General features: G+C 59.2%; 19 protein-coding genes and 2 pseudogenes. 12 read left to right on the forward strand and 9 right to left on the reverse strand.

Annotated features, from left to right (window positions below):
* Positions 1-61: 61 nt before the first annotated feature.
* Positions 62-202, forward strand: a pseudogene (locus B3F77_RS21055) (cytosine deaminase); the annotation flags it as partial.
* A gap of 311 nt (positions 203-513) precedes the next feature.
* Positions 514-1,395 carry an abortive infection family protein gene (locus B3F77_RS16165; RefSeq protein ID WP_293605936.1) on the forward strand — a complete coding sequence of 294 codons (882 nt, stop codon included), beginning with the start codon at positions 514-516 and terminating at the stop codon, positions 1,393-1,395.
* A gap of 78 nt (positions 1,396-1,473) precedes the next feature.
* Here the strand turns inward: B3F77_RS16165 and B3F77_RS16170 are convergent.
* Positions 1,474-1,668, reverse strand: a pseudogene (locus B3F77_RS16170) (ketopantoate reductase family protein); the annotation flags it as partial.
* Positions 1,669-1,808: 140 nt separating this feature from the next.
* On the opposite strand from B3F77_RS16170, the gene B3F77_RS16175 reads away from it, so the two are divergent.
* Both B3F77_RS16175 and B3F77_RS16180 read left to right on the forward strand, forming a co-directional pair.
* Complete coding sequence (locus tag B3F77_RS16175; protein ID WP_293605937.1) at positions 1,809-2,579, forward strand: TSUP family transporter; 771 nt, start codon at positions 1,809-1,811, stop codon at positions 2,577-2,579.
* Between the two features lie 187 nt (positions 2,580-2,766).
* Complete coding sequence (locus tag B3F77_RS16180) at positions 2,767-3,480, forward strand: YebC/PmpR family DNA-binding transcriptional regulator (RefSeq protein WP_293605938.1); 714 nt, start codon at positions 2,767-2,769, stop codon at positions 3,478-3,480.
* Here B3F77_RS16180 and B3F77_RS16185 read toward each other — a convergent pair.
* Positions 3,477-4,409 carry a ketopantoate reductase family protein gene (locus B3F77_RS16185; RefSeq protein ID WP_293605939.1) on the reverse strand — a complete coding sequence of 311 codons (933 nt, stop codon included), beginning with the start codon at positions 4,407-4,409 and terminating at the stop codon, positions 3,477-3,479. The two genes, B3F77_RS16180 and B3F77_RS16185, sit on opposite strands and share 4 nt — an antisense overlap.
* A 373-nt stretch (positions 4,410-4,782) precedes the next feature.
* Between B3F77_RS16185 and B3F77_RS16190 the strand changes: the two genes are divergently transcribed.
* A complete protein-coding gene (locus tag B3F77_RS16190; protein ID WP_293605940.1) occupies positions 4,783-5,733 on the forward strand; it encodes a rhodanese-related sulfurtransferase in 951 nt (316 codons plus the stop codon).
* 156 nt (positions 5,734-5,889) lie between these two features.
* Here B3F77_RS16190 and sbcB read toward each other — a convergent pair whose 3' ends face one another.
* The 5 genes from sbcB to B3F77_RS16215 all read right to left on the reverse strand — a co-directional run bounded on the left by sbcB (position 5,890) and on the right by B3F77_RS16215 (position 12,234).
* Complete coding sequence (gene sbcB / locus B3F77_RS16195; protein WP_293605941.1) at positions 5,890-7,344, reverse strand: exodeoxyribonuclease I; 1,455 nt, start codon at positions 7,342-7,344, stop codon at positions 5,890-5,892.
* A gap of 148 nt (positions 7,345-7,492) precedes the next feature.
* Entirely contained in the window at positions 7,493-9,829 is a 2,337-nt protein-coding gene (gene clpA / locus B3F77_RS16200) for an ATP-dependent Clp protease ATP-binding subunit ClpA (protein WP_293605942.1), read from the reverse strand.
* A gap of 67 nt (positions 9,830-9,896) precedes the next feature.
* Positions 9,897-10,277: an ATP-dependent Clp protease adapter ClpS gene (gene clpS / locus B3F77_RS16205; RefSeq protein ID WP_414703029.1), complete on the reverse strand. Its 381-nt coding sequence runs from the start codon at positions 10,275-10,277 to the stop codon at positions 9,897-9,899.
* A 150-nt stretch (positions 10,278-10,427) separates the two neighbouring features.
* Positions 10,428-11,681, reverse strand: a complete 1,254-nt coding sequence (icd, locus tag B3F77_RS16210; protein WP_293605944.1) for an NADP-dependent isocitrate dehydrogenase — start codon at positions 11,679-11,681, stop codon at positions 10,428-10,430.
* Between the two features lie 142 nt (positions 11,682-11,823).
* On the reverse strand, positions 11,824-12,234 hold the full coding sequence (locus tag B3F77_RS16215) for a hypothetical protein (protein ID WP_293605945.1): 411 nt from the start codon (positions 12,232-12,234) through the stop codon (positions 11,824-11,826).
* A gap of 74 nt (positions 12,235-12,308) precedes the next feature.
* Here B3F77_RS16215 and B3F77_RS16220 point away from each other — a divergent pair, with 74 nt between their 5' ends.
* The gene (locus tag B3F77_RS16220) at positions 12,309-12,803 is read left to right on the forward strand and encodes a DUF192 domain-containing protein (protein ID WP_414703030.1); all 495 of its coding nucleotides are present in this window, start codon (positions 12,309-12,311) and stop codon (positions 12,801-12,803) included.
* 70 nt (positions 12,804-12,873) lie between these two features.
* Here the strand turns inward: B3F77_RS16220 and B3F77_RS16225 are convergent, their stop codons facing one another.
* A complete protein-coding gene (locus B3F77_RS16225) occupies positions 12,874-13,455 on the reverse strand; it encodes a superoxide dismutase (RefSeq protein WP_293605946.1) in 582 nt (193 codons plus the stop codon).
* Between the two features lie 58 nt (positions 13,456-13,513).
* Complete coding sequence (gene xseA / locus B3F77_RS16230) at positions 13,514-14,833, reverse strand: exodeoxyribonuclease VII large subunit (RefSeq protein ID WP_293605947.1); 1,320 nt, start codon at positions 14,831-14,833, stop codon at positions 13,514-13,516.
* Positions 14,834-15,174: 341 nt separating this feature from the next.
* Between xseA and B3F77_RS16235 the strand changes: the two genes are divergently transcribed.
* The 6 genes from B3F77_RS16235 (at position 15,175) to adk (ending at position 19,145) form a co-directional block, all read left to right on the forward strand.
* Positions 15,175-15,813, forward strand: coding sequence for a MotA/TolQ/ExbB proton channel family protein (locus B3F77_RS16235; RefSeq protein WP_293605948.1), 639 nt, complete (start codon positions 15,175-15,177; stop codon positions 15,811-15,813).
* Positions 15,810-16,238, forward strand: a complete 429-nt coding sequence (locus B3F77_RS16240; RefSeq protein ID WP_293605949.1) for an ExbD/TolR family protein — start codon at positions 15,810-15,812, stop codon at positions 16,236-16,238. The genes B3F77_RS16235 and B3F77_RS16240 overlap by 4 nt, the downstream gene beginning before the upstream one ends.
* Before the next feature lie 58 nt (positions 16,239-16,296).
* Complete coding sequence (lpxK, locus tag B3F77_RS16245; protein WP_293605950.1) at positions 16,297-17,340, forward strand: tetraacyldisaccharide 4'-kinase; 1,044 nt, start codon at positions 16,297-16,299, stop codon at positions 17,338-17,340.
* On the forward strand, positions 17,321-17,503 hold the full coding sequence (locus tag B3F77_RS16250) for a Trm112 family protein (protein ID WP_068832677.1): 183 nt from the start codon (positions 17,321-17,323) through the stop codon (positions 17,501-17,503). Before lpxK ends, B3F77_RS16250 begins: the two co-directional genes overlap by 20 nt.
* 22 nt (positions 17,504-17,525) lie before the next feature.
* A complete protein-coding gene (kdsB, locus tag B3F77_RS16255) occupies positions 17,526-18,293 on the forward strand; it encodes a 3-deoxy-manno-octulosonate cytidylyltransferase (RefSeq protein WP_293605951.1) in 768 nt (255 codons plus the stop codon).
* A gap of 195 nt (positions 18,294-18,488) precedes the next feature.
* Positions 18,489-19,145: an adenylate kinase gene (gene adk / locus B3F77_RS16260; protein WP_293605952.1), complete on the forward strand. Its 657-nt coding sequence runs from the start codon at positions 18,489-18,491 to the stop codon at positions 19,143-19,145.
* Positions 19,146-19,179 lie beyond the last annotated feature (34 nt).

Consider the following 19,179-nt stretch of genomic DNA (forward strand, 5'->3'; position numbering starts at 1 on the left):
CAATAGCAGCGTGCGCGAGCAGCTTCTTTATTGATAGCGTGCCAAGGTGACTTGTGACCCCATAACCGCAGGCGTCAACGTCGCCTTCGGCCACGACTGCGTGATGGACCCCTGGCACGGCGTGTGCTGCGACTACATGCTGGAAGTGGCGCACATGGGCCTGCATGTGGCGCAGATGACGAGCCAGAAAGACACGCGCAAAGAAGCTCCAAAAGAACACATGAAGTTGCTGCCGGCAAAGCCTGAAAAGGAGGAGGAGTCGAACACTATTCGATTCGATATTAAGACCCATATCTTCTGAGGCGCTCTCGAGCTGAACATTCCTCTACGGTTTGACCAGTGGCAAAATCGCCCGCGTAGGCTAAAAACATCAACAGCGGGGAGGCAATTTGTGTCGGACTGCATGGCCTCTGCACAGCTGATCTTTTGGTGTCCGCTTCAAAGTGAATCGGACGTCTGTTTGGCCCCCCCAACGGGACGTCCGTAAGTACCGAAGTTACTTCCCTCACATTCATGACTAAACAAATACCTTCGCCGTTGATCGCTATCGTGTCAGACATCGTCTCCTCACACGAAACACATGCAAGCCTAGACAGTTTGTTCATGTACGCAGAGGCGTCAGGCGAATCTCCCGAGGGCAGCAAGCACGTCAAGGCCCAGGCGTGGCTGCGTCATACAAACAAAGTGCACTCCGAACCGTTAGCAGTTCTTGGAAAGATCATTTGCGGCTACATGGAAGATCCCGTGATGGCGGCTGACCACAAGGTGCCCGAGTGGACGACTGAGCATGAGTCCACCATCAAGAAGCGCGAGAACGTGCGCAAGATCGAGGCTGTTCTAGCCAAGAACGACCTTCAATATCGGATCGGAGGTGTACTCACGGCTGGAGGTATGGCGCCAAGTAAGACCCTCGGGGAGCTTATTAAGGGCAGGGACATGCCAGCCATTCACCGCGAGTTTGATCGCGCCATGGAAACGGTAGCTGGCAAACCGCGTGAAGCTGTATCCGCCGCTTCCAATATCCTAGAGTCAATCTTCAAGATTTACATCGAGGACAACAACCTGCATATGCCGGAGAAGCAAGACTTGCAGCCTGTCTTCAAGGTTGTCCGGGCAGACCTAGGACTCGATCCCGGCAGCGTTGAGGATCAGGACTTGCAGCGAATCATCAGTGGCCTGTTCTCGATCGTTGACGGCATTGGTGCGCTGCGTACGCATGCCGGGAGCGCACATAGCGAAGGACGCAAAGGCTACAAGTTGGAGTCCCGCCATGCGCGTTTGGCCGTGAATGCCGCGCACACCGTAGCGACATTTGTAATGGAAACGTGGGACAAGAAAGAGTCGGCGAAATCAAAGCCACGCGGGGTCGAGCTAGTTTTCAAGGACAAATACTAGTATTCAATGTCCGCTTTGGGCGCGGCCACTCATCCAGCCACACTGACAATCGCGAATGCGTGCTTGACACTTGCACAGCTATACAGCGGCCCTATGACCGCTCCCCTCCATCAACTTCACCAACACCCACAACACCCGATTCGTCAGCGTCGCAATCCCCGGCGCCTCGCCGCGCTTCACGATCAGCCCATTGAGGAAGTGAATCTCGCTGCGCTTACCGCGCGCCAGGTCTTGCGCGATCGATAAATACTGGCTGGACATGCTATGGGCGAGTTTGGACATTACAGGAAGACTTCGGCAAGTGTGCTGGCGGGGCCATCACCCTGCCCTTGTCCTGCGGGCAGGTTATCCTGCCGCATGCGTATCAAATCTTCAAGCTGGTCGACGAAAACCGCGCAGCCGGGCGCCGCTGAATGACGGCGTGGCAGACCGCGCTCTTCCTGTTGTGCGTGGCCCTGGCGACCTGCGCCCAGAACCTGACTGGTTTTGCGTTCGCGCTCATCCTGCTGGGCCTGGCCGGCCTCTTTGAGCTGGCGCCCCTGGCGGAACTCGCGAACGTGGCCACCGTGCTGGCGCTGGCTAACGGCCTTGTCGCCTTGCGCCGCTCGGGCAGAACCCTGGACGTGCCCGCCTTCCGCGACATCGCGCTGGGCAGCGCCACCGGCATTCTGGCGGGCGTGTTGCTGGTCGGCTGGCTCGGCACCAACGTCACCCTGGCGTTGCGCGTGCTGCTGGGCCTGACGGTGATCGCCTGCGCGACCGTCGTTCTGCTCCAGGCCGCGGCCTTGCGCGAGCGCTCGTCCGCTGCTTCGTTTCGCACCTGGGGCGTGATCTCGGGCCTGCTGACCGGCCTTTTTTCGACCGGCGGGCCGCCGCTGGTCTACCACCTGTACCGGCAGCCGATGGCGCTGAGAACGGTGCGGGACACACTGGTCGCAACGCTGGCAGCCAGTTCCTTGATGCGGCTGGCGATGGTCCTGACTACCGGGCAGTTCAGCGGCAACGCGCTGAAGCTGTGCCTGCTTGCCGCGCCGCTGGTGTTCGCGCTAAGCTGGTGGCTGGAACGGCACCCACCCGGATGGTCGCGGCCTACGGTGCTCAAACTGGTCTGTGCCTTGCTGCTGCTGACGGGCGTCGGGCTGATCGTTCCCGCGCTGCTGCAGATCGCGAAAACCGGAATCTGACCCAAAATTGAGTCCATGAATTACTGGCTGATGAAATCCGAACCCGAGGAATGCTCGGTATCCTCGGCAACCCAGCACTTTGAAGCGAACTGCGGTTGACCTTCCCTTCGGTGGGCGCCAGGACGCGGATAATGTTGCGTACCCAGCCAGCCGTACGAACACGCTACAACTATTAGGAACATAAAACATGGGCGCGCAGTGGAAAGCAAAAGGTAAGGAACTTGCCGCAAATGCCAGGGGAAAACTGTTCGGAAGATTGGCCAAGGACATCATGGTTGCCGCGCGCAGCGGAGCCGACCCGGCATCCAATTCGCGTCTGCGCCTGGTCGTGGAGCAGGCCCGCAAAGTCTCCATGCCAAAGGAAACCCTGGATCGGGCCATCAAAAAAGGCGCCGGGCTCACAGGCGAGGCGGTTCACTTCGAGCATGTGATTTACGAAGGCTTTGCGCCGCACCAGGTGCCCGTGATGGTCGAATGCCTGACCGACAACCTGAAGCGCACCGCGCCTGAAATGCGGGTGCTGTTTCGAAATGGTCAGTTGGGTATGTCCGGCTCGGTGGCTTGGGACTTCGATCATGTCGGCATGATCGAAGCCGAGCCCGCGGCAGCGGGCGCCGACGCGGAACTGGCCGCCATCGAAGCGGGCGCCCAGGACTTCGAGCCCGGCGAGGAAGACGGCAGCACCCTCTTCCTGACCGATCCCTCCGACCTCGATCTGGTGAGCAAGGCGCTGCCAGCGAACGGCTTCACAGTCCTGTCCGCCAAGCTGGGCTACAAGGCCAAGAATCCGATCGACCCCGCGAGCCTGGACCCTGCACATCTGGAGGAGGTGGAAGCCTTCCTGGCCGCCATCGACGCGAACGACGATGTGCAGAATGTATTTGTGGGCCTGGCGGGTTAAAGAGCCGGCGATCCCGCGGCGGACTGCTTCCCCTCCATCAACTTCACCAAAGCCCACAACACCCGATTCGCCGGCGTCGCAATCCCCAACACCTCGCCGCGCTTCACGATCAGGCCATTGAGGTAATCAATCTCGCTGCGCTTGCCGCGCGCCAGGTCTTGCGCGGTGGATGAAAACTGGCTGGGCATGCTGGCGGTGAGCTTGGCCACAGCCGCATGCACATCGCCCTGCACCTGCACGCCTTCGGCCTGGGCCACGGCCAGGCATTCGGCCACCACGTCACGCATCACGTCTTTCACGCCCTCGCCCGCCACCGTCTTGCCATACGGCAGCTGGGTGATGGCCGAGACGGCGTTGTAGGCACAGTTGAGGATCAGCTTGGCCCACAGCGCGCCGCGCACGTTGCCGGAGATTTCGGTGGGCACGCCGGCGGCGATCAGGGCTTGGGCCACGGCCTCGCTGGCGCTGGAGGGCTCAATCACCAGCTCGCCGCGGCCGTGGTGCCTGACGTGGCCGGGGCCGGCCATTTCGGTGGCCACATACACCACCGCGGCGGCCACCGCGTGCTGCGGCAGCACGGTGCGCAGCCGGTCGGCGTTGTCCACGCCGTTTTGCAGGGTCAGCACCAGCGCATCGGGCGCCAGATGCGGCCGAAGCAGAGCGCCGGCCGATTCGGTGTCGGTGGACTTGACGCAGAACAGCACCAAATTGGCGCCCCGCACCGCGCTGGGGTCCGTGCTGGCGGCCAGGCGCACATGCTCGTCGAAGGTCGTGGTCTCCATGCGCAGGCCGTCGCGGTCTATGGCTTCCACGTGCTGGGGCCGCGCGATAAGCACCACCTCATGCCCGGCGCGGGCCAGCATGCCGCCGTAGTAGCAGCCGACGGCGCCCGCGCCCATCACGGCGACTTTTAGGGATGAATGGGTCATGGCTTGCATTCTATGAATAAGCAGCATTGGCTACACAGCAACTCTCGCCATGCCGGGCGCGCTTAGAGGCCCTGCGCGCACGCTTTGAACAAGGCAGTCCAGCCCCTTCTTCGCTCCTAAAACAATAGCCTCTTGCGCCCGCCTTTATTGGGCTGCGGTCACTTTTTATTACTAAAACGGGGCTTACTCAGGTGCTGGCCGGCGGTGAGGTGCAAAGAGGGTCCATATCATCAGCGTTACATCGGTGCCTTCCGGCGCACTGAAAGCCAGCCTTTGAACTGGCAGTCTTCAGGCCTCTTGATACGCATCAGTCTCCGCCCGGCTCCAGCAGTTACGATGGCGCCTCCACTTTCTTCCGCCACTTTTTCCTGCCATGCCTGATTTTTTGACTGCCGCCCTCTACAAATTCGTCGAGCTCCCGGACTTTGCCGAGCTCCAGGCGCCCTTGCTGGCGTGTTGCGAAACCCACGGCGTCAAAGGCACCTTGCTGCTGGCATCTGAAGGCATCAATGGCACGATTGCCGGGTACCCCGAGGGCGTGCATGCGGTGCTGGCCTTTCTGCGCCGTGATCCGCGTCTGGCCGCGCTGGAGCATAAGGAAGCATGGGCCGCCCAAGTACCGTTTTACCGGATGAAGGTGCGCCTGAAGCGCGAAATCGTGACCCTGGGCGTTCCCGACGTGCATCCAGCACTCATGGCGGGCCAGTATGTCAAACCGGCAGACTGGAACCAGTTGCTGGACGATCCTGACGTCGTGCTGGTAGACACGCGCAATGATTACGAAGTGGCCATAGGCACCTTCGAGGGTGCCGTCAACCCGGCCACCCGCCGCTTTTCGGAACTGCCAGGCTGGGTGGAAAGGGAAATGGCCGAGGGCGGCAAGCTGGCCGTAGCGGGCGGCAAAAAACCCAAAGTCGCCATGTTCTGCACCGGCGGCATCCGCTGCGAAAAATCCACGGCGCTGTTGCGTGCCCGGGGTTTTGACGAGGTCTACCACCTGGAAGGCGGCATCCTCAAATACCTGGAAACCGTGCCCGAAGCGCAAAGCCGATGGCAGGGGGAATGCTTTGTGTTTGACGAGCGCGTGTCGGTCGGTCACGGCCTGAACGCTGGCGACTACACGCTGTGCCGCGCCTGCCGCCACCCCCTGAGCGAGCAAGACCGGGCCTCACCGCTTTACGAGCTGGGCGTAAGCTGCGCGCGCTGCCATGCCACCACGACCGCGCAACAAAAACAGAGCTACCGGGAGCGGGAGCGCCAGGTCGAACTGGCCGAGGCGCGCCAGCAAGCCCACATCGGCGTGCGGCAACCCGGCACCTTCTGAGTGCTGCGGTGACCTTCGCTTCCGCCGCTTCGGTCGATCGAGTCCTGCCGGTTGCGTGCTAAAAGTTTAAACATTTTAGGCCTATAGCCCATATAGAACGGGCACAAGCAGCTATTAATTAGATAGCGTTTCCGTATCCAGGCAAGCGTGATGCGCTCACGCCTCCTGGGCGTTATCTGGCACGATAGCCTCGGCGTAGTCATAGAGTGCGCCCAGTATCGCTTCCCCCCGTTCGTCGGTAGTTTCCGACAGGGCGTCTATCTCGGAAAACAGCGCGTCCACATTGCGGGCGCCGCCTTCGCCTTCCAGCAGCCGCGCAGCGCGATGCGCTTCCCATCGCTCGCTTTCTTCGGGCGTCAGGGTTTCGGCAAAGTTTCGGGCGCGGTAGCGAAACAGCAGCTCTTCCAGGCGATCGTCGTCAAAACCCGTGCGGCTGTGCGCCAGCTCGGCAGCAGGCAGCGCGCGCAACTGGTTCAGGCGACGCCGGTCGGTATTGCCGATGAAGCCGCCATACAGGTCTTCGTCCACATCGGGCTGAGCCTCCTTGGGACGCTGAAAAACCTCGGGCCATATCGCACTCATGTCGGGCAGGCCAGCGGCTTTTTCGGCATGGCGCGCTATAGCGTCCATATCGATACCCCAGCGCGCAGCCATCGCGGGCGTCAAGGTTTCCAGCTTGCGCACCACCATCGGCGACTTGTTGAGGTGAACCGATTTGAGCGGCAAACGCAGCACGCCTTCGGGCAAATCGGCAGCCTTGCTGAACAGTCGCTGGCGCAGCATGGCCACGTCAAGCAGCGGCAACTCGCTGGGGTCATGCGCCAGATCCCAGGCCAGCAGCTCGTTCTTGTTGGTGGGATGGGTCGCCAGCGGCCACATCACGGCCAGGCAGCCGCGCTCCGACGGGAACATGCCCGACACATGCAGAAAAGGCCTGGCCGTCTGGCGGCTGGTGGGCAGGCCCAGCTCGGCCGCTACGCGGTCTTTTTTGTGCAGGCCGAGGCAAAAGTCGAACAACTTGGGCTGCGCCGTGCGAATCAGGCGCGCCAGCGCAATGGTGGCACGCACGTCTGACAAGGCATCGTGCGCGGCCTCATGCAGCAGGCCGTTGGCGCGCGCCAGGTCTTCGAGCTTGAAACTGGGCTTGCCGTCCTCTTTAACGGGCCAGACGATGCCGTCAGGTCGCAGCGCGTAGGCCATGCGCACCACATCCAGCAAATCCCAGCGTCCGCAGTCGTTTTGCCACTCGCGCGCATAAGGGTCCATCAGATTGCGCCAGAAAAGGTAGCGCGTCACTTCATCGTCAAAGCGGATGGTGTTGTAACCCACGCCTATGGTGCCGGGCTTGGCCAGCACCTGCTCTATCTGCGCCGCAAACGCGTGCTCGGCCAGGCCGTGCTGCAAGCAGTGCTGCGGGGTGATGCCGGTAATCAGGCAGGAGGCTGGATCGGGTAAATAGTCGTTGGCCGGCTGGCAATAAAGCATCAGCGGCTCGCCCACTTCGTTCAACTCGGCGTCGGTGCGGATGCCGGCAAATTGCGCAGGCCGGTCGCGCCGGGGATTGAGGCCGAAGGTTTCGTAGTCGTGCCAAAGAAAGGTGTGCGGTGCCATGGTTGTTTTTCGATATTCTTAAGCAAAAAATGGCTATAACCCAAGTACTACGGGCGCAAGCAGCTATTATTTTAATAGCACCAAGAAAAAAGGCCGATAGCGTGATGCTACCGGCCTTTTGGGTTGCGCTTGACAAGAATCCGCGCTGTCAGCTGGTTTCGGCTGCTGCTGCTTCGGGCTTAGCCTTGCCTTCCCGCTTGAGTAGCGGCTGGATATCGAGCAGGACCTCGCCGTTCTCCACACCCTTCTCGTCGGTCGTCACTTTCATGTCGACAGTCAGGCGACCGCCATCGACCAGGCGTCCGAACAGCAACTCGTCAGCCAGCGCACGACGAATCGTGTCCTGGATCAGGCGCTGCATGGGGCGCGCTCCCATAAGAGGGTCGAAGCCTTTCTTGGCCAGGTATTTGCGCAAGGTGTCGGTGAAGGTGACTTCCACCTTCTTCTCGGCCAACTGCGTCTCGAGTTGCAGCAGGAATTTATCGACCACGCGCAGGATGACGGCTTCGTCCAGTGCCTTGAAGCTCACCACCGCATCCAGACGGTTGCGGAACTCGGGCGTGAACAGGCGTTTGATGTCCGCCATCTCGTCGCCCGCCTCGCGCGGGTTGGTAAAGCCGATCGTCGCCTTGTTCATGGTCTCGGCACCGGCGTTGGTGGTCATGATAATGATCACGTTGCGGAAATCAGCCTTGCGGCCGTTGTTGTCCGTCAGCGTGCCATGGTCCATCACCTGCAGCAGCACGTTGAAAATATCCGGGTGCGCCTTCTCGATTTCGTCCAGCAGCAGCACCGCGTGCGGCGTCTTGGTAATCGCCTCGGTCAGCAAACCACCCTGGTCAAAGCCCACATAGCCCGGAGGCGCACCAATCAGGCGGCTCACAGCGTGGCGCTCCATGTACTCCGACATGTCAAAGCGGAGCAGTTCAATGCCCATGATGTAGGCCAGTTGCTTGGCGGCTTCGGTTTTACCCACACCCGTGGGGCCAGAGAACAGGAAGCAACCAATCGGCTTGTCGTCCTTGCCCAGGCCCGAGCGCGCCATCTTGACGGCCGACGCGAGCACATCCAGCGCTTTGTCCTGGCCAAACACCACGCTTTTCAGGTTGCGTTCCAGCGTCTTGAGCTTGCCGCGGTCGTCATTGGAAACATTGGCGGCCGGGATGCGGGCAATTTTTGCCACGATCTCTTCCACCTCGGTCTTGGTGATGGTTTTCTTGCGCTTGGAGGCCGGCAGAATACGCTGGGCGGCGCCCGCCTCGTCAATCACGTCAATCGCCTTGTCGGGCAAATGACGGTCATTGATGTATTTGGCGCTCAGCTCGGCGGCCGCCTGCAGTGCCCCCACTGCGTATTTGACGCTGTGGTGCTCTTCAAAGCGCGACTTCAGCCCTTTGAGAATCTCGACCGTTTCCTGCACCGTGGGCTCCACCACATCCACCTTCTGGAAGCGCCGTGACAGCGCGGCGTCTTTCTCGAAGATGCCGCGGTACTCGGTAAAGGTGGTTGCGCCAATGCACTTGAGCTGACCCGATCCGAGTGCCGGCTTGAGCAGGTTGGACGCATCCAGCGTACCGCCCGAAGCCGCGCCGGCGCCGATCAGGGTGTGGATTTCGTCAATGAACAGGATGCCGTTGGGTTTGTCTTTCAAGGACTTCAGCACGCCTTTGAGTCGTTGCTCGAAGTCGCCACGGTATTTGGTGCCCGCCAGCAGCGCGCCCATGTCGAGCGAATAGACCTGGGCCTCGGCCAGAATCTCGGGCACGTCCTTTTGCGTGATGCGCCAGGCCAGGCCCTCGGCAATGGCCGTTTTGCCTACGCCCGCTTCACCCACCAGCAGCGGGTTGTTTTTGCGGCGGCGGCAAAGAATCTGGATCACCCGCTCGACTTCGTAGTGGCGACCAATCAGCGGATCGATCTTGCCGTCTTTGGCGAGCTGGTTGAGGTTGACCGTGAACTGCTCAAGCGGAGACGCTTTTTCGCTCCTCTCGCCGCCTTCTTCATTTTCGGCGGCACTCTCGCCGGCCTTGGCGGGCTCTACCGGATCGCTTTTCTTGATGCCGTGCGCGATGAAATTCACCACATCCAGGCGCGTGACGCCCTGCTGGTGCAGGTAATACACCGCATGCGAGTCTTTCTCGCCAAAAATGGCGACCAGCACATTGGCGCCGGTCACTTCTTTCTTGCCGTTTCCGGTGGACTGCACATGCATGATGGCGCGCTGAATCACACGCTGGAATCCCAGCGTGGGTTGCGTGTCCACATCATCGGTGCCGGCCACCTGCGGCGTGTTGTCCTTGATGAAGTTGGCTAGCGCCTTGCGCAAGTCATCGACATTGGCGGAGCAGGCGCGCAACACTTCCGCGGCACTGGGGTTGTCCAGCAGGGCCAACAACAGGTGCTCAACGGTGATGAACTCGTGACGCTGCTGCCGCGCCTCGACAAAGGCCATGTGCAAGCTGACTTCTAGTTCCTGGGCAATCATTGCTTTTCCTTTCGGCTTGCTTCGTTAAATCTTCACTGACACTTCAAAAGAATATTGGCGGAACTTCTCATAATTCAATGGGCTCGCTGACACATTGCAGGGGATGCCCATTTTTACGGGCCGCTTCCGTGACCTGGTCGACCTTGGTAGCCGCCACGTCTTTGGAGAACACACCGCAAACGCCTTTTCCATCCAGATGGATCTTCAGCATGATCTGCGTGGCGGTTTCACGGTCCTTGTTGAAAAACTCCTGAATGACCACCACGACGAATTCCATCGGCGTGTAGTCATCATTCAGCAGAACCACCTGGTACATCTGCGGCGGTTTGGTTTTCTGCGGGCGGCGCTCCAGAACGACCGAATCCCCGCCATTGACATCGTCAGGCCTGACAGCGGGAGCCGGAGGGTGCGCCGGAGACCTGGGAGATTTGGTTACCATGGAATTCATTCTAGCCACCGCTACCGTTCAGTGCGCCTGATAGGGAAATTGGTGGCGGTAACGCGACATTCAAGCGTTACTTTTTCATTTTTTCTACGCCAATGGAAAAACCGCCTCGGGATCGCTCCCGGGCGGCCTGTAGAGCAAATCAGCCCAACGCTACATATGATCAATCATGACCTGGCCGAAACCGGAGCAGCTGACCTGCGTCGCGCCTTCCATGAGCCGGGCGAAGTCATAGGTGACTTTCTTGGACGCAATCGACTTTTGCATGGAGCTGATGACCAGGTCAGCGGCCGCTGTCCAGCCCATGTGACGCAGCATCATTTCCGCAGACAGGATCAGGGACCCGGGGTTCACGTAATCCTTACCGGCGTATTTGGGTGCCGTGCCGTGCGTCGCCTCGAAATTGGCGACGGTGTCGCTCAGGTTGGCGCCTGGGGCAATGCCGATACCGCCCACTTGGGCAGCCAGCGCGTCGGAAACATAATCGCCGTTCAAGTTCAGCGTGGCGATTACGCTGTATTCGGCCGGGCGCAGCAGAATCTGCTGCAGGAAAGCGTCAGCAATGACGTCCTTGACGACGATGTCCTTGCCCGTTTTCGGGTTTTTGAACTTGCACCATGGGCCGCCGTCGATCAGTTCAGCGCCGAATTCCTTTTGCGCCACTGCGTAAGCCCAGTCGCGGAATGCGCCTTCGGTGAACTTCATGATGTTGCCCTTGTGCACAATGGTCACGCTGGGTTTGTCATTGTCAATCGCGTACTGGATGGCCTTGCGCATGAGGCGTTCGGTGCCTTCGCTGGACACGGGCTTGATGCCGATGCCGGAGGTATTGGGAAAACGGATTTTCTTGACACCCAGCTCGTCCTGCAGAAACTTGATGAGTTTCTTGGCCTTGTCGCTGCCCGATTCGAATTCGATACCGGCGTAGATGTCTTCCGAGTTTTCGCGGAAAATCACCATGTTGGTCTTCTGGGGCTCTCTCAGGGGGGAAGGAACACCTGCGAAGTACTGGATGGGTCGCAGGCAGACATACAGGTCAAGCTGCTGGCGCATCGCCACATTCAGGCTGCGGATACCGCCACCCACGGGCGTCGTCAAGGGGCCCTTGATGGACACCACATAGTCGCGCACGGCGTCCAGGGTTTCTTCAGGCAACCAGACGTCAGGGCCATATACCTGGGTAGCTTTTTCGCCCGCAAACACTTCCATCCAGTGGATTTTTTTCTTGCCACCGTAGGCTTTGGCAACAGCGGCATCAACGACTTTCATCATGACCGGCGTGATGTCGACGCCGGTGCCGTCGCCTTCAATGAACGGAATGATGGGCTGGTCAGGCACATTCAACGAATTGTCCGCATTGACAGTGATTTTCTGGCCTTGGGGGGGCACCTTGATGTGCTTGTACATCTGGAAAAGTCTCCGGTTAGCGCTGATGACGTCGATAACTACGCCACTTGCAGCAGTTTAGTTGAAAACCCCTAAATTCTAGTCGTAAAACTTTTTTCAAAAAATTTTCGGACATCTGTCAACGGTTTGCGAGCGGACTTCGTTACGGTGAGGCCTCCGAAAAGTTCGGGGTATTTTTTCTAATGACCTTATTAAGGAAATTCCAAATGAACAAGATCCTCGCTGCTTTGATCGCTGGCCTCTTCGCTGCTGGTGCTTTTGCACAAGCGCCTGCGGCTACCCCAGCCAAGCCTGCAATGCCTGCTGTTGCCGCTAAGCCTGCAATGCCTGCTGTTGCTGCAACGCCTGCAACGCCTGCTGTTGCTGCAACACCTGCTGTAGAAGCCAAGCCAGCCATGACCAAAGCAGAAAAAGCTGCTGCCGCCAAGGCCGCCAAAGCAGAAAAGGCTGCTGCCGCCAAGGCCGCCAAAGCAGAAAAAGCCGCTGCCGCCAAAAAAGCCAAAGAAGAAAAAGCCGCTGCCGCCAAGAAGTAATTCCTGGTGACTTCAGTCAAAAAGCCCGCCTTGCGCGGGCTTTTTTTATGCGCGTCGTTTATGCTGGCAGTTCAACTAATTCCGTGGTGAGTCTATGTTTTTTAAAACCGGTGCCCTCTCCTTCAGCAAGGCCTGCCAAGGTCTGCTTCATATGCTGGCCGCCGCCACCCTGCTTTCTCCCCTGTGCGCCTCGGCCCAAGAAGGCCCCCAAATGAATTTGCAGCGCATCAAGCTGTCTGCCGGCATGTACATCATTGATGCACAGGTGGCGTTGACGCCTGAACAGCGTGAGACCGGCTTGATGTTCCGCAAGGACATGCCCCAGCATGAAGGCATGATCTTTGTGTTTGAGCAAGCGACCCAGCAATGCTTCTGGATGAAAAACACCTTGCTACCCTTGACGGCTGCTTTCGTGGCCGATGACGGCACCATCGTGAACATGGCCGACATGAAGCCGCAAACCACGGATGCTCATTGCTCGGCCCAGCCGGTTCGCTACGTTCTGGAAATGAACAAGGGATGGTTTGCCAAAAAAGGCATCAAAGCCGGCAGCAAGCTGGGCGGCCCGGTCTTTGACGCAAAGCGCTGATTTTTGTTGTTAGCCAAATGAAAAAGCCGACATCAAGTCGGCTTTTTTGTGGGATGGGTTTAGATCCGGCTTATGCGAAGTTGGCTTCAGCAAAGTTCCAGTTCACCAGGTTGGACAGGAAGGTCTCAACATACTTGGCCCGCAGGTTGCGATAGTCTATGTAATAGGCATGTTCCCACACATCCACCGTCAGCAGGGCCTTGTCGGCCGTCGTGAGCGGGGTGCCGGCAGCGCCGGTGTTGACGATGTCCACGGTGCCGTCGGCTTTTTTGACCAGCCACGTCCAGCCGGAGCCGAAATTGCCGACAGCGGATTTGACAAAGGCTTCCTTGAATGCCGCGTACGAGCCGAATTTGGCGTTGATGGCCGCAGCCAGCGCACCACTGGGTTCGCCGCCGCCCGCGGGCTTCATGCAATTCCAGAAAAAGGTGTGGTTCCAGATCTGGGCCGCATTGTTGTATACGCCGCCGCTGGATTTTTTGACGATCTCTTCGAGCGTCATGGATTCAAACTCGGTGCCTTTTTGCAGGTTGTTGAGGTTCACCACATACGCATTGTGGTGCTTGCCATGGTGGTACTCAAGGGTTTCCTGGCTGTAGTGCGGGGCCAGTGCGTCGATCGCATAAGGGAGCGGGGGGAGCTTGTGTTCCATGATTTTCCTTGTGGTGGTTAATGAACTGTCTAATGACCGTCCGAGCCATTGTAAAAAACTAAATGAGCCGCGGTGCAGAGACGGTCAAATCGACCTCGCCGTCGGCAAGGGTAGCGCGCAATGGCTGGCCGACATGGGTCATTTTTACACGGGTGATGGGTTGGCCCTGCAGGTCGGCCAGCCAGGCGTAACCCCGTTGCAAGACCAGTTTTGGGTCCAGCAATTCAAGACGCAACTGCGCGCGTTCGATCTGCTGCCGGCTGCGCTGCAGGTTGCCCGCCACTTCTCTTGGAAAATCAGTGCTCAGGGACTGCATCCTAAGCCGCTCGTGCTTCAAGGTCGATTGCATCGCATGCTGCAGGCTTTGCGCGAGCCCCGCCAGGCGTGCCTGCTGCCGGGTCACCATGTGTGAGGGCCGGCTGATACGTGATGCCGCCCAGTCCAGACGCTGGTTGTGCGACTGCATTTGCCGGTCCACCCCGTTTTGCAGCCGCGACAACGCCAGGCCCAGCGCCGCCAGCCAAACACTTTGCGGTTGCGCGCAAAGCTCAGCCGCTGCGGTGGGCGTGGGTGCACGGACATCAGCACAAAAGTCGGCAATGGTGAAATCCGTTTCATGCCCGACCCCGCTGACCACAGGCATGGGCGAGGCGACGATGGTGCGCGCCAGTTGCTCGTCGTTAAAGGACCATAAATCCTCCATGGCGCCGCCACCGCGAACCAGCAGCAACACATCGACCTGATCTTCAGTCTGCCGCCGGTAAGCCTTGAGCAAAGCCTCGCGCAGTTCGCCTGCGGCCTGGCCACCCTGCACGCTGGCGGGGTAGATCACAACGGGTATGTGGGGGACGCGGCGCTGCAGGGTGCTCACGACATCATGCAGGGCCGCAGCACCCAATGAGGTGACCACACCGATCGCACGCGGCAGCAAAGGCAGAGATCGTTTACGGTGTGTCTCAAAAAGGCCTTCAGCTTCAAGCTTGGCCTTGAGGGCCAAAAACTGTTCAAACAAATTGCCCTGCCCGGCCTGCCGCATGGACTCCACCACCAGCTGCAATTCGCCGCGCGGGTCATACACGCCCAGGCGACCGCGCAACTCCACCAGCTCTCCGTCGTGGGGAGAAAAGTCCAGTAAACCGGCCGCGCGGCGAAACATGGCGCAGCGAACCTGCCCCTGCTCGTCCTTGAGGGAAAAATAGCAGTGCCCGCTGGCGGCTCGCGAAAAACCGGTGATTTCGCCTTGCACGGCCACAGGATTGAAACGAGCCTCCAGACTGTCCGCAATGGCCCGCAGCAGGGAACCTACGGGCCATACGCGCACACCCGCTTCACGCCCGAGGACTGGCGGCTTTTCGTGGCCGTTTGATGCATCAAACATGGCCAAAGCCCTTGATTTGGCCGGGGTAATACTCCACAGAGCACTGTCTGGCATGGTCGAAAGCGGAAGTCCCATGCGAACATCGCGGCGAATTCGTGTAACTCATTGATTTTGAATAACTTTATTCTGCTCAAAATTTAATCGTTTTGTCACATGCTCGATTTGGCGCGGTTCCCCAGCCTCCCCGATATCACTTACTCACAAAGTTATCCACAAACTTTGTGAGCTATGTCTTACAAAACCTGACCTTAAAAACATTCCCAAGGAAGCTAATGCAATGGCAGTCTGCGTGGTTTCCGTAGGCCATAATCCAACACGAATTATCTGTTTGGAGATGTGCATTGTTTTCGATCATACAAGCCGCAGGCTGGCCTATTTGGCCCTTGGTTGCCTGTTCCGTCTTGGCTCTTGCGCTGGTCATTGAGCGTTTTTCCAGCCTAAAAACCCCAAAAGTTGCACCGCCCAAACTGCTTGACGAAGCAATCACCGTCTCGCGCGCCTCTGTCCCGTCGCCCGATGTGGTGTCGCAACTGGAACAAAATTCCCTGCTCGGCGAAGTGCTGGCCAGCGGCTTCCGCGCATTGAATGCCAACCCGCGGATCAGCGAAGACGATCTGCGCTCCACGCTGGAAGGCGCAGGTCGCCAAGCGGCGCACAAGCTGGAGCGCTACCTGGCTGCGCTGGCAACCATTGCCTCTGCTGCGCCCTTGCTGGGCCTGCTGGGCACGGTTATCGGCATGATCGAGATTTTTGGTTCCCAGGCTGGCGCAGGCGGCGCCGGCAATGCAACTGGCGGCAATCCGGCGCAGCTGGCACAAGGCATTTCGATCGCGCTGTACAACACCGCTTTTGGCCTGATGGTGGCCATACCTTCGCTGATTTTCTGGCGCTATTTCCGTGCCCGGGTTGATGGCTACCTGCTGACGATGGAACTGGCCGCAGAACGCTTTGTTCGTCACCTTAACACCCTGCGCAAATGAACTTCCGTCCTCACCCGCATGATGAACCGGAGATCAATCTGATCCCGTTCATCGATGTGCTGCTCGTGGTGGTGATCTTTCTGATGCTGTCGACCACCTACAGCAAGTTCACCGAACTTCAGGTTAGGTTGCCGGTAGCAGATGCTGAACAACAGCGCGACTATCCCAAAGAGGTCATCGTCGCGGTAAGCAGTGATGGCCGCTACATGGTCAACAAGACTCTGGTGGAAGGTCGGGGAGTTGAGGTGCTCGGCGCGGCACTTGCCGAGGCGGCCAAGGCCGGCAAAGACAGTGTCATCATCATCAGCGCCGATGCCAGCGCCACGCACCAGGCCGTCATCACAGTCATGGAGGCCGCCCGGCGCCATGGACTGACGCAGATCACCTTTGCAACCCAGAGCGCCGCGCAGGCTGGCGCGAAGTAGGTCTTGGGACCGCCCGTTCGCCTTTAATTTTCCCTCCCTGTGAAGTGACAACAAACGCGTGAAACAACTCCTGCAAAAGGTTTGGCTCACACGGGGATGGCTGGCCTGCCTGCTCTGGCCCGTGGCGCAAATCCACGGCTTGGCCGTGCGTCTGCGACTGGCTTTGTACCGCGGCGGGTTTCTCCCGTCCGAGCGCTTTAGGGTACCGGTGATCGTGGTCGGCAATGTCGTGGCTGGCGGTGCAGGAAAAACACCGCTGGTGATGGCGCTGGTCAAGCATTTGCAGGCGCAAGGTTGGCAGGTTGGCGTAGTGTCGCGCGGCTACGGGCGAATCGGCCATGCGAGTCTTGAAGTCAGGCCAGAAACGCCCGTTCACAAGTCTGGCGACGAGCCAGCGCTTATAAAAAGAGCCACAGGCGCTCCTGTTTTTGTAGCCTCAAGGCGCGCTGAAGCGCTGCGCTCCCTGCTGGCAGCCTACCCAGCCACCGCCATAGTGGTGTGCGACGATGGCTTGCAGCACTATGCCCTGCAGCGCGACATTGAAATTGCCGTGTTTGACGACCGCGGCGTGGGCAACGGCTGGTTGCTGCCGGCCGGACCGCTACGTGAACCCTGGCCTGAGCGCAGGCACCAGGGTCTTCATCTGGTGCTGCATACCGGACAAAAGCCCGCTTTTGAAGGATTCACCTCCAGCCGGCAACTGGCCGATCGTGCGGTGGCCGCAGATGGTAGCCAGGTTGCTCTAACTGCCCTGCGGGGCCAGCCCTTGGTGGCGCTGGCGGGCATAGCAAGTCCTGAAGTATTTTTTGCCATGCTCAGGGCGCGCGGCTTGACGCTGGAAAAAACCATTCCCTTGCCCGACCACCATGATTTTAAAAATGGCGACCTGACCGGCTACGCAGGCCAGACTGTGCTGTGCACTGAAAAGGACGCCGTCAAACTGTTTCACATGCCGGGCCTGGCTCAGCTACACCTGCTCGCCGTACCCTTGACGTTTTCGCCCGAGCCCGACTTTTTTGCAGCGCTTGACGAACTTTTGGCTCCCATGCTTTCTTCAAAGCTTTCTCAATTACCATCAACCCATGGACACCAAATTACTTGAACTGCTGGTCTGCCCTGTGACCAAGGGGCCGCTTGAGTACGACCGCGAGAAACAGGAGCTCATCTCCCGCAGCGCCCGGCTGGCCTACCCGGTACGGGACGGACTGCCCGTGCTGCTGGAAAACGAAGCGCGAACCCTCACGGATGAAGAGCTCGGGTTGTGATGCCTCCTGAGACCTTGCCTGCATGAGCTTCATCGTTCTCATTCCGGCCCGCCTGGCCTCTACACGGCTGCCCAACAAACCCCTGGCCGATATCGGCGGTGCGCCCATGGTCGTGCGCGTGGCGCAACGCGCCATGCTGAGCACGGCCACCCGCACCGTGGTGGCGACCGACAGCATCGAGATCATCGAAAAATGCAGGGCGTTCGGCGTTTTGGCCGTGCTGACCCGCGCAGACCACCCGAGTGGCAGCGACCGGCTCGCTGAAGCCTGCAGCGTGCTCGACCTGACTGACGATGACATCGTGGTGAATGTGCAGGGCGACGAGCCGCTGATAGACCCCGCCCTGATCGACGCCGTTGCGCACCTGCTCGATGAACGCCTGGACTGCGCCATGAGCACGGCCGCCCATTCAATAGATCAACTCACCGATTTTCTCAATCCGAATGTGGTCAAGGTCGTGCTTGATGCGCGAAATACCGCACTGTATTTCAGCCGCTCCCCCATCCCTGCTGCACGCGACTTCGCAGGTGAGGCTTGGTGGGAAAATGGCCAAGAGGGCAGCACGCTGCCCAAGCCGCTGCGTCATGTCGGCATCTATGGTTACCGTGTCTGGTTTTTGCGGCAGTTTCCCACCCTGCAACAGGCACCGCTGGAACAACTGGAGTCGCTGGAACAGTTGCGCGCCCTGTGGCATGGTTACCGTATTGCCGTGCACATCACCAACGATGCACCGGGCGCCGGTGTGGATACGCCAGAAGATCTGGAACGGACACGCAAACTGTTTTCATAGCAGGACGCGCCTGGACTTGATCGGCGGTGTCAACTGCCGTCAGCGGCGTGCATGCTATCCTCTGCAAAAAAAAGCAAGTGTGGAGCCCGCATCGCGAACCGGCAGACTCCAACAGTTGTCAATCAGCCCATGAGATAGTCGGCCCGCCGACCTCCCTGTTTGACTTCCTGAATTCATAAAAATACGAGGACATCCATGAGATTGATTTTGTTAGGTGCGCCTGGCGCAGGCAAGGGAACACAAGCAACCTTCATCTGCCAGAAATACGGCATCCCCCAAATTTCCACCGGTGACATGCTGCGTGCTGCTGTCAAGGCGGGCACGCCGCTGGGGATTGAAGCAAAAAAAGTCATGGACTCCGGCGCGCTGGTGAGTGACGACCTGATCATTAATCTGGTGAAGGAACGCATTGCCCAGCCCGACTGCGTCGAAGGCTTCCTGTTCGATGGTTTTCCGCGCACTATTCCCCAAGCCGACGCCATGAAGGCAGCGGGCGTGAAGATTGACTATGTGCTTGAAATCGATGTGCCTTTTGAGGCCATCATCGAGCGCATGAGCGGACGCCGCTCGCACACCGCCTCGGGCCGTACCTACCATGTGAAATACAACCCGCCCAAGGTCGAAGGCCAAGACGATGTGACCGGCGAGCCACTGATCCAGCGCGAGGACGACAAGGAAGAGACCGTGCGCAAGCGGCTGGAGGTGTATAGCGCCCAAACCCGTCCACTGGTGGATTACTACTCCAATTGGGCCAAGACTGCGGCCGACGCAGCACCCAAATACCGCGCCATCAGTGGCATGGGCGGTGTCGACGAAATCACCGAAAGAGCATTCAAAGCACTGTCGAGCTGAGACGGTGTCTTGCATCAAAAAAGCCGTCCTATGG

The organism is Polaromonas sp. UBA4122, from assembly GCA_002381615.1.
Taxonomy (GTDB): domain Bacteria; phylum Pseudomonadota; class Gammaproteobacteria; order Burkholderiales; family Burkholderiaceae_C; genus Polaromonas.

Coding starts and splice junctions, on each gene's coding strand:
- B3F77_RS16165 (WP_293605936.1), top strand. CDS start 514: ATGACTAAACAAATACCTTCGCCGTTGATCGCTATCGTGTCAGACATC.
- B3F77_RS16175 (WP_293605937.1), top strand. CDS start 1,809: ATGACGGCGTGGCAGACCGCGCTCTTCCTGTTGTGCGTGGCCCTGGCG.
- B3F77_RS16180 (WP_293605938.1), top strand. CDS start 2,767: ATGGGCGCGCAGTGGAAAGCAAAAGGTAAGGAACTTGCCGCAAATGCC.
- B3F77_RS16185 (WP_293605939.1), bottom strand. CDS start 4,409: ATGACCCATTCATCCCTAAAAGTCGCCGTGATGGGCGCGGGCGCCGTC.
- B3F77_RS16190 (WP_293605940.1), top strand. CDS start 4,783: ATGCCTGATTTTTTGACTGCCGCCCTCTACAAATTCGTCGAGCTCCCG.
- sbcB (WP_293605941.1), bottom strand. CDS start 7,344: ATGGCACCGCACACCTTTCTTTGGCACGACTACGAAACCTTCGGCCTC.
- clpA (WP_293605942.1), bottom strand. CDS start 9,829: ATGATTGCCCAGGAACTAGAAGTCAGCTTGCACATGGCCTTTGTCGAG.
- clpS (WP_414703029.1), bottom strand. CDS start 10,277: ATGAATTCCATGGTAACCAAATCTCCCAGGTCTCCGGCGCACCCTCCG.
- icd (WP_293605944.1), bottom strand. CDS start 11,681: ATGTACAAGCACATCAAGGTGCCCCCCCAAGGCCAGAAAATCACTGTC.
- B3F77_RS16220 (WP_414703030.1), top strand. CDS start 12,309: ATGTTTTTTAAAACCGGTGCCCTCTCCTTCAGCAAGGCCTGCCAAGGT.
- B3F77_RS16225 (WP_293605946.1), bottom strand. CDS start 13,455: ATGGAACACAAGCTCCCCCCGCTCCCTTATGCGATCGACGCACTGGCC.
- xseA (WP_293605947.1), bottom strand. CDS start 14,833: ATGTTTGATGCATCAAACGGCCACGAAAAGCCGCCAGTCCTCGGGCGT.
- B3F77_RS16240 (WP_293605949.1), top strand. CDS start 15,810: ATGAACTTCCGTCCTCACCCGCATGATGAACCGGAGATCAATCTGATC.
- B3F77_RS16250 (WP_068832677.1), top strand. CDS start 17,321: ATGGACACCAAATTACTTGAACTGCTGGTCTGCCCTGTGACCAAGGGG.
- kdsB (WP_293605951.1), top strand. CDS start 17,526: ATGAGCTTCATCGTTCTCATTCCGGCCCGCCTGGCCTCTACACGGCTG.
- adk (WP_293605952.1), top strand. CDS start 18,489: ATGAGATTGATTTTGTTAGGTGCGCCTGGCGCAGGCAAGGGAACACAA.